The sequence below is a fragment of the Tistrella mobilis genome (assembly GCF_041468085.1).
Taxonomy (GTDB): domain Bacteria; phylum Pseudomonadota; class Alphaproteobacteria; order Tistrellales; family Tistrellaceae; genus Tistrella; species Tistrella mobilis_A.
Genome location: NZ_CP121017.1, coordinates 3,959,393 through 3,971,509, shown reverse-complemented (window position 1 = coordinate 3,971,509; position 12,117 = coordinate 3,959,393). Strand labels below are relative to the sequence as shown.

Sequence of the window (12,117 nt, the reverse complement as noted above, 5' to 3'; positions counted from 1 at the left end):
CGGCCGCAGTCAGGTCAGGAAGTGCACCAGGGCGTAAACCAGCGCCTTGAACAGGGCGACCACGACCGCGGCGGCGACGGCGCAGCTGATCAGGCCCAGCAGATAGCCGATGAGCACCGTGAGCCCGTCGCGTTCGATCAGGCCGAGGGCGATCACCGAGATCGCGATCGCCGGCGGGTTGTTGCCGAAGGGAATGGGCAGCACCAGCACGATCGACAGGATCACCAGGATCAGGCCGAGCAGCCGTTCGGCCTTACCCTCGATCACCCAGGCGCAACGCGGCTTCAGCAGGCGTTCCACCTTTTCGAGCCAGGGCAGGGCCTTGTTGAAGACCATCATGAAGTCGGTCTTGCGGAACGACCGGCGCCCCAGAAAGGCCGGCAGCCAGGGGCTGCGCTGGCCGAGCATAAGGCCGATGGCGAAGGGAACGATCGGCGCGCCCAGCACGGCCGAGAGGCCGGGAATGCCCAGCGGCAGGCAGTTGGGCAGGCCGAACAGCAGGATGAGGGCGGCAAAGGCACGATCACCCATCACCGATGTCAGGTCATGCAGGCTGATGCGCTCGCCCGGCCAGTCCCGGATCAGCCGCTTGAGGACGTCCGACGTCCTTTCAGGACGAGGCGGATGGCTGCCGTCCGTAGCAGCATCCTCGTGAAGCGTCATCATACCATCCGTCACGCGGCTCGTCCCGTTCCTGTATGGCTCGCTTCCGGCGTGGAAGCTGCTGCCTGTTGCCGCCATTCTCTCGGGCGGTCCTCCCGGAACCGCCCTTCGGGCGGCCATGGGTCAAGCATGCGGCCCGCATATTAACCAATGCTTTCGGATGGAGGGAGGCGCAGAATTTCATAAAATTTGCATGGCGGCCTCTCGCCATTCAGAACGACCATGTCCATGTGTGACACTCGTGCCGGGCCGTCGGATTCCGATCGGTGAATTGTGTCCTGGTTGCACGCGGGCGGGCTGCGGCGTTACCGTCGGATCGCCCACCCCGAAGCCGAGGCTCCGCTGCCCATGATCCGGATGCGCTTCCGCATCGTCCACGTCGCCGCTGCGGTCGTGGTCGCGCTCATCCCCCTGCTTCAGCCGATGCCGGCTCGCGCGCACCCGCATGTCTGGGTGACCGCCGAGGCGACGCCCGAGACGGTCGACGACCGGGTGACGGCGATCCAGCTGCGCTGGGCTTTCGACCCGATGCTGAGCGCGGTGCTGATCCAGGATTTCGACAGGAATGCCGACGGCCGTTACGACGCCGACGAGCAGGCGGCCCTGACCGCCGAGCTGCTCAAGAACATGTCGGAATACGGCTACTTCACCCATGTCCAGGTCGATGCGTCCTTCGTCGAGCTGGCCGGCGTGGACGGCATGGCCGCCGAGATCGGCGACAAGGTCGTGACCATGACCTTCCGCGCCCGCCTGACCGAGCCGGTCGATCCGCGGAAGCACCGGATCACCATCGGGGTTTATGATCCGGAATACTACATCGCCTTCGATCTGCCGGCGGCGTCGCTGCATCTCAACGCACCGCCGCTCGACCTCTGCCGCCCGGTTGCGCGCGAGGACACGCTCAACCCCATCTATTTCGGCTATGTGAACCCCGAGGTGATCGATGTCGTCTGCCCTGCACGCTGACCGGATGCGGAGGATCCGGGCGGCGGTGTTCGTCCTTGCCGCGACCCTGCTGCCCACGATGGCGACGGCGTCCAGCTATCTGGGGCGGGGCGGTGGTGCAACCCCGCCTGCGGCACCGGTGACCGAGGCGGCCGTGGGGGCCGGCATCCTGGGGCCGGTGCTGATGCAGATCATCGCCTGGCAGGGTGAACTCAACGCGCTGATCTCGGGCCGACTGGGCGAGGCCGTGCGCGAGGGAACCATCCTGCCGGCCCTGACCGTGATCGGCCTCGCCTTCGTCTACGGCGTGCTGCATGCCGCCGGTCCCGGCCATGGCAAGGTGGCGGTGGCGGGCTATCTGGCCGGCCGGCCGGCCGATGCGCGGACCAGCATGGTGATGGGGATTGCCATCAGCCTGATGCAGGGGGCGGTGGCCATTCTGGTGATCGGCGGCCTTGCCCTGATCCTGGGGCGGCAGGGGCTGGGCCGGATGACCGATCCTCTGGCGCTGGAGCTGGCGAGCTATGCCCTGATCGCGGCCATGGGCGGCTGGATGATCCTGAACCTGCTGCGTGGCCGCGCGGCCTGCGGCCATGGCCATGGCGAGCATGATCACGGCGCGCACGATCATGCCGCGCATGATGGGCACAGTCACGGCGGGCACGACCACCATGCCCGTCACGGCCACGACCACCAGCACGGTTGCGCAGGCTGCGCGGCCGATCATCACCACGACCATCACCATGATCATGACCACGGCCACCGCGCTCCGCCGGTCCGGCGTCACCCGGATGCCTTCTGGGGGATGATCGTCGCAGCCGGTATCCGCCCCTGTTCCGGCGCGATCCTGCTGCTGCTGTTTTCGATGAGCCAGGGGGCTTTTCTGCTGGGGATCACGGGCGTCGTGGCGATGAGCCTGGGGTCGGCCATAACCGTGGTGCTGATCGGCCTGGGGGTCGTCGGGGTCCGACGGTCACTGCTGGCGCTGGCGTCGGGCGGCGGGTCGCGTACGGCCCGGCTGCTGGATCGTGGCCTGGGCTTCGTGGCGCCGGCGATGATCCTTGTCTTCGGCGTGCTGATGGCCTGGGCGACCTGGATCCGCATCTCCACCGGCATCTGACGTGCCACCGGCAGAGAGGAGGCGAGCGGGCGGCGGAGCTGATCCCAGCCGTGCCGGCAGCGGTCGGGGCACACGGCCTGATCCGTTGCCGGCCGCGATGCGTAAAACGGTGAGACGGAATTCTGCTCTGCCGGAGGCTTCGCCATGCATGCATCCGCCTTCCTCCGCCTTGGTTTTCTGGCTCTGCTCCTGGCGGTTGCCGCCCCGCGGCCGGCAGAGGCGGCGGATGCCGGTCAGGTGGTTCAGCTGCTGGATCTTCCGCGCCATGCCGCGTTGATGCGCCATGCCACCGCTCCGGGTACCGGTGATCCCGATCATTTCCGCCTCGACGACTGCACCACCCAGCGCAACCTGTCTGAGGCGGGGCGTGCCGAGGCGCGCGAGACCGGCCGGCTGCTCCGGGCGGCCGGACTGGCCGATGCCGCCGTCCTGACCAGCCGCTGGTGCCGGGCGGCAGATACGGCACGCGAGATGGATCTGGGCAAGGTGGAGCCGTTTCCCCCGCTCGACAGTTTCTTCCGTGACCGCAGCCGGGAAGATGCGGCACGGCGCGACATCCTGGCGCGGATCGCCGACCGCAAGGCCGGTGATCCGCCGCTGATCATGGTCAGCCATCAGGTCAACATCACCGCCGTCACCGGCATCTTCCCGGCCTCGGGAGAGATCGTCGTGGTCGAGGTGCTGCAGGATGGAACCGCTGCCGTCCGGGCGCGCCTCTCCCCGTGACCGCCTGACCGGTACCCCCTCAGCCTCATCAGGATGCTCATCATGACCTCCCCCTCTGCCCGCGTCGGCCATACCGCCCGCCCGCCCGTCTTTTCGGGGCGGTCGCTGCTGGCTCTGCTGAGCTTTCTTGTCCTCTCTGCCGTGGTCTCTGGGCTTGGCGGTGCGGTCACTACGCCCGAAATCGACGGCTGGTACCGCACCCTGCCCAAGCCCGGTTTCACCCCGCCCGACTGGGTCTTCGCGCCGGTCTGGACCACGCTCTACGTCCTGATGGCCGTTGCGGCCTGGCGGGTCTGGCGCAAGGCCGGCATTGCCGGGGCACGGGGTGCTCTGGGCCTGCATCTCGTGCAGCTGGCGCTCAACCTTGCCTGGTCGGTGCTGTTCTTCGGCCTGCATCAGGTGGGGCTGGCGCTGGTCGATATCCTGGTGCTGCTGGTCGCCGTTGCCGCCACGGCCATCGCCTTCGGTCGTCACGATCGCGTGGCCGGCCTGCTGATGCTGCCCTATCTGGCCTGGGGCGCCTTCGCCACGGCGCTCAACACCTCGATCTGGCTCAATCTCAGCCCCGGACTGTGACGAAGCGCGTAACGTTGCAGGGATCGGGCGGGTGGTCTTCGATTCCGGTGCGTAGACGCAGGGCGCAAGCCTCCGTAGATTGCGGCTCCTCCGAATTGCTGCCCTGCGGAAGCCTGCCCCTGCCATGCAGACCGGACCTGCAATTTCCCACGATCCCGAGCTGTTCGCCGATATCGTGGATGCAACGCACGACGCGATCGTGGTCATCGACGATCATGGCATCGTGCAGTTTGCAAACCGTGCCACCGAGCTGATCTTCGGCTATACCCCGGCCGAACTGGTCGGGCGGAGCATCAATCTGCTGATGCGCCCCGAAGAGGCGGCGGGCCATGACCGCCACCTCCGTACGGCCGATCCCGACATCCGCCAGCGGATCATCGGCCGGGGCCGGCAGCTGACCGGCCGACGCCGCGATGGCACACCAGTGCCGATCGATCTGGTCGTCAGCATGCTGACCCGCAGCAATGATGCCCGGCTTTACATCGGCACGATCCGTGATCTGTCCGACCGGCGACTGGCGGAAGAAAGCCTGAGACTGTCCTTCGAAAGCACCGGCGTCGGTCAGGCGGTGGTGGGTCTGGACGGGCGGATGCTGCGGGTCAATCTGGCGCTGGCGCGCAGCCTGGGCCGCGACGCCGCAGCCCTGGCCGGGGCGGATTTCCGCAGCCTGATCCATCCGGATGATCTGGCTGCGGCCGAACGCTGGCTGGCGGCTGCCCGGATCGACGGCCGGCCGCTCGACGGCATGCGCCGCTATATTCATGCCGATGGCCATGTCGTCTGGTTCCGCGTCGCCGGTGCCGTGATCCGCGATGCCGACGGCAATCCCGCCCATTGCATCACCCAGTTCGCCGATGTGACCCCGCTGGTCGAGGCGGAGCGCCGTCTGACCCGGGCACTCGCCGCCGCCGAGACCGCGAGCGCGGCCAAATCCGCCTTTCTGGCCCATATGAATCACGAGCTGCGCACGCCGCTCAACGCCGTCATCGGCTTTGCCGAACTGCTGATCTCGGGGCTGCACGGGCCGTTGCCGCAGCGCCAGCGGGATTACGTCACCGCCATTCATCAGGCCGGGCGACGCCTGCTTGCGATCGTCGACGACATCCTGGATCTCACCCGCCTCGACGATCCGTCGCTGCTGGCGGCCGAGGCCGTGGATCTTGGTCAGATCGTGCGTCAGGGGCTGGAACGGGCGGCGGCGGCGGAAGGCCGGCCGGATGTCACGGTCGATGTGGCGATCGCGCCCGATGCAGCACTTGCCGGCGATGCGACCGCGATCGTGCGCATCATCGCCAATCTGGCCTCGAACGCGATCAAGTTCGCGCGCCCCCACGGCCGGGTCCGCATCGAGGCGATGCCCGGAAAGACCGGGGTCGTGGTCCGGGTCGAGGATGATGGCCCGGGCATGCCAGATGCGCTGGCCCGCGATATCGGCCGCCCCTTCGAGACCGGTGGCGGCGTGCTGTCGCGCAATCATGGCGGGGCAGGGCTCGGCCTCGCCATCGTTCGCCGGCTGGTCACCCTGATGGGCGGCCGGATCCGGGTCGAGACCGGCCGCATGGGAGGTGCCGTCGTGCTCGTCGACCTGCCGGACCGGCAGGCCGACGATCGGGCCGCCTGATCCGGTCAGAAAAAGGCCTGGATGCCGGTCTGGGCACGGCCCAGGATCAGGGCGTGGATGTCATGGGTGCCTTCGTAGGTGTTGACCGTTTCCAGGTTCACCAGATGGCGGATGACGTGGAATTCGTCCGAGATGCCGTTGCCGCCATGCATGTCGCGGGCGAGCCGGGCGATATCGAGCGCCTTGCCGACATTGTTGCGCTTGAACAGCGAGATCGCCTCGGGCGCAGCACGGCCCTCGTCCATCAGACGGCCCAGGCGCAGCACGCCCTGCAGGCCCAGCGTGATCTCGGTCTGCATGTCGGCGAGCTTTTTCTGGATCAGCTGGTTGGCGGCCAGCGGCCGGCCGAACTGCTTGCGGTCGATCACATACTGCCGGGCCTGATGCCAGCAGAACTCGGCCGCCCCCATCGCCCCCCAGGCGATGCCGTAGCGGGCCTTGTTCAGGCAGCCGAACGGGCCCTTCAGCCCCTTCACGTTCGGCAGAAGGTTTTCCTCGGGCACGAAGACGTCGTCGAGCACGATCTCGCCGGTGATCGAGGCGCGGAGCGACATCTTGCCCTGGATCTTGGGCGTGGAGAAACCCTCCATGCCCCGTTCGACCACGAAGCCGCGGATCACGTCGTCATCGGTCTTGGCCCAGACCACCGCGATATCGGCGATGGGCGAGTTGGTGATCCACATCTTGGCGCCGTTCAGCCGCCAGCCGCCATCGACCCTGGTGGCCCGGGTCTTCATGCCCCCCGGATCCGAGCCGTGATCGGGTTCGGTCAGGCCGAAGCAGCCGATCATCTCGCCGGTGGCGAGCTTCGGCAGATATTTCCGGCGCTGTTCTTCCGAGCCATAGGCATAGATCGGGTGCATGACCAGCGAGGACTGCACGCTCATCGCCGAGCGGTAGCCGCTGTCGACCCGCTCCACCTCGCGGGCGATCAGGCCATAGGCGACATGCGAGACGCCCGGACAGCCGTATTCCTCGGGCAGGGTCGGGCCCAGCAGGCCCAGCGCGCCCATCTCGTTCATGATCTCGCGGTCGAAATTCTCGCGGCGGGTGCCTTCGATCACCCGGGTCAGCAGCCGGTCGCGCGCGAAGTCGCGGGCTGAATCGCGGATCATCCGCTCGTCTTCGGTCAACTGGTCGTCGAACAGCAGCGGGTCGGACCAGTCGAAGGCGGCGGCGGCTTTGGGCGAGGTTTCCATATGGCTCATCGGTGTTCGGGCCTTGTCGCGGGTCTTGTGGAGCGTCTCCTGCCGTCGAATATAAGGAGACGACAGGGCGGCGTGGCCGAAAAATCGGCAAGGTCCGCTTTGCGAAATATAGGACTGCCACGCGGAATAAAATCAGCGGAGACGGAGCATGAGCGAAGCCCTGACCGGCGAGGATCTGGCCCCCTATGGCTGGAACGGACATGCGCCCCAAGACTGGGCGCCCGATCTGGCCGGGATCAAGCGCGCCTCGGCAGAGCCTGAGATCCTGCCGCTGCTCTCGGCACGCTGGAGCCCGCGCGCCTTCGCCGATGTCGATCTGTCCCTCGACGATCTGGCAACGGTCTTCGAGGCGGCACGCTGGGCACCCTCGGCGAACAACCAGCAGCCCTGGGTCTTTGTCGCGGCGAGCCGGTCCGAGGATCCCGAGGGCTTCGGGCGTCTGGCCGATTGTCTTCTGCCGGGCAACCGGCGCTGGGCACCGAAGGCGCCGGTGCTGATGCTGGCGGCGGCGCGCACGCTGCGTCCCGACGGCAAGCCGATCGGGACCGCTCTTTATGATCTGGGCCTGGCCGTCGGGATGATGACGGTGCAGGCCACCGCCGAGGGGCTGTGGCTGCACCAGATGGCCGGTTTCGATGCCGGAGTCGCGACCGGCACCCTCGGCCTGCCGGAAGATGTGCAGCCGGTGGCGATGATCGCGATCGGCCCGATCGGTGACGCCGCCGAGCTGCCCGAGGATCTGCGCGGCCGGGAAATCTCGGCGCGGGAGCGCAGGCCCCGCGCCGATTTCGTCCATCCCGGTCGCTTCCGCGGCTGACCCCGGGCTGTCCGCAGCCGGCCCGGGCGGGTCGGCTGCGGCCGTCTCACTTGAGGATCGGGCAGAGCGCCGGGTCCATGGGCCGGATGACGTCGGCTGCCGGCACCCGGTCGAGTACCTTGTAATAGTCCCACGGACCCGTCGACTCGGCGGGGGTCTTCACCTCCACCAGGTGATAATCCCGCATCAGCCGCCCATCCCTGCGGACCTCCGCATCCCTGGTGAAGAAATCGTTCACCCGGAGGTCGCGCATTTTCGCCGCCACCGCCCGCGGCTCGTCGGTGCCGGCGGCATCGACCGCTTTCAGATAGTGCAGCACCGCCGAATAGGTACCGGCATGGATCTGGGACGGCATGTTGCCGTTGGTTGCGGCCTCGAAGCGTTTCGCGAAGGCGCGGGTGCCGTCGTCCATGTTCCAGTAGAAGCCGGTCACCACCTGCAGCCCCTGGGCGACCTCCAGCCCCAGCCCATGAACGGTGTGCAGATAGAACACCGTGGCCGCCAGTTTCTGTCCGCCCTGGGTGAGGCCGAATTCCGAGGCCTGCTTGATGGTGTTGATGGTATCGACGCCGGCATTGGCGAGCGCCACCACCTTGGCGCCCGAAGCCTGGGCCTGAAGCACGTAAGAGGAATAGTCGGTGGTGCCGATCGGGTGGCGTGCAGCCCCCAGCACCCTGCCACCGGCCGCTTCCACCACCGGGGTCAGCGCCCCTTCCATCGCCTTGGCGAAGGCGTAGTCGGCCGAGATGTAATACCAGCTGTCTCCGCCCTGGGCGACCACCGCCTTGCCGATCGCCTGGGCGATCGAGAAGGTGTCGTAAAGCCAGAGGAAGCCGGTCGCGGCGCAATCCTGGCCATAGATCCGGTCATTGGCCGAGCCGACATGGACCACCAGCCGCCCGTCGCTCTTGGCGAGTTCCTGCACGGCCAGCGAGACCGCCGAATTGGCGATGTCGAAGATGCCGTCGACACCATCCTGGTCATACCAGCGCCGCGCGGTGCCGGCGCCGATATCCGGCTTGTTCTGATGGTCGGCCGAGACGATCTCGATCGGCTTGCCGAGTACGGTGCCGCCGAAATCTTCCACCGCCAGCCGGGCTGCGGCCGCCGAGCCGGGCCCGGACGTATCGGCATAGGCACCCGACTGGTCGTTCATCACCCCGATCCGGACCACCTCGCCGCTGATTTCCGCAGCCGACGCCATGCCCGCAACACCGCAGAGAAGGCCGGCCGCCAGCACGGTGCGCATGGCGCCCCGCGTCACCCGTTCCGTCATCGTCATCTTCCTCCCGTCGGTCCGGCTCGGGGCCGGACTCGTTGATCGTTTGGAGGTGAGCTTAGCAGAGGTCCGGGTTTTAAAAAAACAAGTGTTTGGTAGTTCTATCTGCTGCCGCTTTCCGCCTGGACAGGCCGGAGGATGCAAGCCAAAGTCGGCATAAGGAGCCAAACAATGGTTTGTTTAATATGCCGCCCGCGCGGCTTGTCCGGTGCGGGAAGAGCCAGACGGAGGACACGCAGGACATGACCGTGGTGACGCAGCCGGCCCTTTCTGACCGGACCGGATCCGAGGGGGGTGGGGGTGCCTGGGACCGGCCCGACGACATCCATGTCTATCTGCCCGAGATCTGGGCGGTTCATGCCCGCCATTTCCCCGGGAAGGACGCCATCGTCTGTGGCGCAGACCGGCTCAGCTGGCGCGGTTTCGACCAGGCGATGAACCGGCTTGCCAATGCCCTTCATGCCCGCGGGCTCGGCCGTGGCGACAAGGTTGCGGTGCTGCTCGGCAACGAGGTCATGACCATTCCGGTGATGTTCGGCGTGGTCAAGGCGCGGGCCTGTCTGGTGCCGCTCTCGGCCATGCTGACGCCCGACCAGCTTGCCCATCTGATCATCGATTCCGGGGCGACGACCCTGATCGTCGCCCCCGGACTGATCGACCGGATCGCGCCGGTCCGGGAGCGGCTCGACCGGGTGGCGCCGGATCGTTTCGTGGTGCTGGGCCGCGAACAGCCCGGCTGGACCGCTTACGACGACTTTCTGGGAGATGCACCGGACTCCCAGCCGCCCGTGCGCTATGCCCTGGATGACCCGTTCAACATCATCTACAGCTCGGGCACCACGGGGCTGCCCAAGGGGATCGTCCAGACCCATCGGGCGCGGCAGCACTGGTCGTTCTCCAACGCGATCGAGATGCGGTTCGACCAGACCTCGCGGGCGCTGACCACCACCGCGCTTTATTCCAACGGCACCTGGCTGATGGTGCTGCCGGTGCTGTTCGCCGGCGGCACGCTCCATATCCTGCCGCAATTCGACCCTGCGGCCTTCCTGGAGACGGTGGCGCGGGAGCGGATCACCCACACCTTCATGGTGCCGACCCAATACATCCTGACCCTGGCCTGCCCGGCGCTCGACCATGCGGATCTCTCAAGCCTGAAGACCATGCTTTCCGCCGGCTCGCCGCTCAGGCCCGATACCAAACGGGCGGTGCTGGCGCGGATGGGGCCGGGGCTTTACGAGCTGTACGGCCTGACCGAAGGCTTTGCGACCATGCTCAAGCCCGAATTCCACGCGACCAGGCTGGCCTCGGTCGGAACCCCGGTGCTGGGCTTCGAGGTCCGGATCATCGACGATGAGGGCCGCGAGCTGCCGGCGGGAGACGCGGGCGAGATTGCCGGGTACGGTGCCGGGATGATGACCGGCTATCACGGCCGCCCCGAGGCCACCGCCGCGGCCATCTGGCGCGACGAGCGCGGCCGCAGCTTCATCCGCACCGGCGACGTCGGCAGGCTCGACGAGGACGGCTTCCTCTATATCCTCGACCGCAAGAAGGACATGATCGTCTCAGGCGGGTTCAACGTCTTCCCGACCGATGTCGAGACCGTGCTTGGCGGCCATCCCGATGTGCTCGACGTGACGGTCATCGGCGTGCCGCATGAAAAATGGGGCGAGGCGGCTCTGGCGCTGGTGATCCCGCGCGACGGCGCTCGGGTCACCGAGGCGGATCTCAAGGCCTGGGCGAATGACCGGCTGGCCAAGACCCAGCGTCTGGTCGGCGTGGAGTTTCGCCACGAGTTTCCGCGCAACGCCCTGGGCAAGGTACTGAAGCGCGAATTGCGGGCCCCCTATTGGGCAGCGGAGGGGCGGGTGATCTGATCGCCGACCGGCCCCTGCGTCGATCATGCCCGCGCCGGCCGCCTGGAGATTTCGAGGGCGAGCATGGCCACCACCACGAAGGCGAGCGAGGCGGCGGGCAGCAGCAGCGGTCCCGCCCCGCCATGCACCGCCACGCCCACGCCCGAACCCAGCGACATGCCGGCATAGAGTGCCGAGGCATTGAGAGCCAGGGCCAGACCGGCGCGATCACCGGCCAGATCGACCAGGCGCTTCTGCTGCGGGGCCATGAACGACATGGCGGTGACCGCCCAGACCGACATCAGCAGATAAAGCGGGATCAGCCCGCCCGGCACCACCAGCGCCGCCGCGAAGCCCAGCCCAAGGGCGGTGAGGGTGATGCGCAGCGTGCCGACGGCGCCGAAGCGGCGTTCCAGCACGGCGCCCAGCGCATTGCCGATCAGCCCGCCGGCACCATAGATGAACATGGCGGTCGGCACGGCACTTTCGGGGAGCACATGGCCGCCGGCTTCGGCGACGGCGGCCATCCACGGGGCAAGCAGGGCGTAGGTGACGAAGATCCCGGACATCTGCATCAGCGGCACCATCAGCGCCATGCCGATCCGCCGGTCGATCATCATGCGCAGCAGCACCCGCGCCCCCGACCTGGAGCCGCGCAGCCCTCCGGGCACGGTGGCGCGCACCGCCAGGGCAACCAGGATGGCGAGCGCCGCGATCCCCCAGGTGACGCCGCGCCAGCCGATCGCGATGCCGGCCATGCTGCAGATCGGCACGCCGACCACGACGGCCGCCGTCATGCCGCCGAAGACGGTGGCGAGTGCCGAGGCCCTGCGGTCTTCATCGACCAGCGTGGCACCGGTGGCCGAGACGGTGGGGCCGACCAGGCCGGCCCCCAGCGCCATCACCGTGCGGCCGGCAACCAGCATCCCATAGCTTTGCGCAAGCGCGCACAGCACGGCACCCAGGCACACGCCGGCCAGGCCCGTGACCACCATCCGCCGCCGGTCCCGGTCGCCGAACAGGATCTGCATGGCCGGCGCGGCGAGCGCATAGGTGATGGCGAAGGCCGTGACCAGCCCGCCCACCGCAGAGGGGGGGAGGCCCAGATCGGCGGTGAGCGGCTGGGCGAAGCCGATCACCGACATGGAGGCGACGCCCACGATGAAATAGCCGCCGGCCAGTGCCAGAAGGGCTGGAAGACGGCTCGTGGCGCGGAAGTGACGGGGCATGCGGACGTCCTGTGCGCCCGCAAGGCGCGGGCGGTTGCGATGGGATGCGGGAGCCGAGATCGGACGACTCGGGCCGTTGA

At 67.8% G+C, this 12,117-nt stretch carries 11 protein-coding genes; 7 read left to right on the top strand and 4 right to left on the bottom strand.

Annotated elements, in window-relative coordinates:
* Window positions 1–9: 9 nt before the first annotated feature.
* Entirely contained in the window at window positions 10–663 is a 654-nt protein-coding gene (locus tag P7L68_RS23470) for an exopolysaccharide biosynthesis protein (protein WP_372002153.1), read from the bottom strand.
* Between the two features lie 348 nt (window positions 664–1,011).
* Here P7L68_RS23470 and P7L68_RS23465 point away from each other — a divergent pair, with 348 nt between their 5' ends.
* The 5 genes from P7L68_RS23465 to P7L68_RS23445 all read left to right on the top strand — a co-directional run bounded on the left by P7L68_RS23465 (window position 1,012) and on the right by P7L68_RS23445 (window position 5,651).
* Window positions 1,012–1,629, top strand: coding sequence for a DUF1007 family protein (locus P7L68_RS23465; protein WP_372002152.1), 618 nt, complete (start codon window positions 1,012–1,014; stop codon window positions 1,627–1,629).
* Window positions 1,607–2,728, top strand: coding sequence for a nickel/cobalt transporter (locus tag P7L68_RS23460; RefSeq protein ID WP_372002150.1), 1,122 nt, complete (start codon window positions 1,607–1,609; stop codon window positions 2,726–2,728). Before P7L68_RS23465 ends, P7L68_RS23460 begins: the two co-directional genes overlap by 23 nt.
* Window positions 2,729–2,872: 144 nt before the next feature.
* Window positions 2,873–3,454: a histidine phosphatase family protein gene (locus P7L68_RS23455; RefSeq protein WP_372002149.1), complete on the top strand. Its 582-nt coding sequence runs from the start codon at window positions 2,873–2,875 to the stop codon at window positions 3,452–3,454.
* Window positions 3,455–3,496: 42 nt separating this feature from the next.
* Window positions 3,497–4,030 (top strand): TspO/MBR family protein, encoded by a 534-nt coding sequence (locus tag P7L68_RS23450; protein ID WP_372002148.1) that lies wholly within the window; start codon window positions 3,497–3,499, stop codon window positions 4,028–4,030.
* 124 nt (window positions 4,031–4,154) lie between these two features.
* Window positions 4,155–5,651 carry a PAS domain S-box protein gene (locus tag P7L68_RS23445; RefSeq protein WP_372002146.1) on the top strand — a complete coding sequence of 499 codons (1,497 nt, stop codon included), beginning with the start codon at window positions 4,155–4,157 and terminating at the stop codon, window positions 5,649–5,651.
* Window positions 5,652–5,656: 5 nt separating this feature from the next.
* Here the strand turns inward: P7L68_RS23445 and P7L68_RS23440 are convergent, their stop codons facing one another.
* Window positions 5,657–6,850, bottom strand: a complete 1,194-nt coding sequence (locus P7L68_RS23440; RefSeq protein WP_372006935.1) for an acyl-CoA dehydrogenase — start codon at window positions 6,848–6,850, stop codon at window positions 5,657–5,659.
* Window positions 6,851–7,007: 157 nt separating this feature from the next.
* Between P7L68_RS23440 and P7L68_RS23435 the strand changes: the two genes are divergently transcribed.
* A complete protein-coding gene (locus P7L68_RS23435) occupies window positions 7,008–7,676 on the top strand; it encodes a nitroreductase family protein (RefSeq protein ID WP_372002144.1) in 669 nt (222 codons plus the stop codon).
* Window positions 7,677–7,722: 46 nt separating this feature from the next.
* On the opposite strand, the gene P7L68_RS23430 is transcribed toward P7L68_RS23435, so the two are convergent.
* On the bottom strand, window positions 7,723–8,952 hold the full coding sequence (locus P7L68_RS23430) for an ABC transporter substrate-binding protein (RefSeq protein ID WP_372006934.1): 1,230 nt from the start codon (window positions 8,950–8,952) through the stop codon (window positions 7,723–7,725).
* Between the two features lie 245 nt (window positions 8,953–9,197).
* Between P7L68_RS23430 and P7L68_RS23425 the strand changes: the two genes are divergently transcribed.
* Window positions 9,198–10,829, top strand: a complete 1,632-nt coding sequence (locus P7L68_RS23425) for a class I adenylate-forming enzyme family protein (protein WP_372002142.1) — start codon at window positions 9,198–9,200, stop codon at window positions 10,827–10,829.
* 23 nt (window positions 10,830–10,852) lie between these two features.
* On the opposite strand, the gene P7L68_RS23420 is transcribed toward P7L68_RS23425, so the two are convergent.
* Window positions 10,853–12,037, bottom strand: a complete 1,185-nt coding sequence (locus P7L68_RS23420) for an MFS transporter (protein ID WP_372002141.1) — start codon at window positions 12,035–12,037, stop codon at window positions 10,853–10,855.
* Window positions 12,038–12,117: the final 80 nt, after the last annotated feature.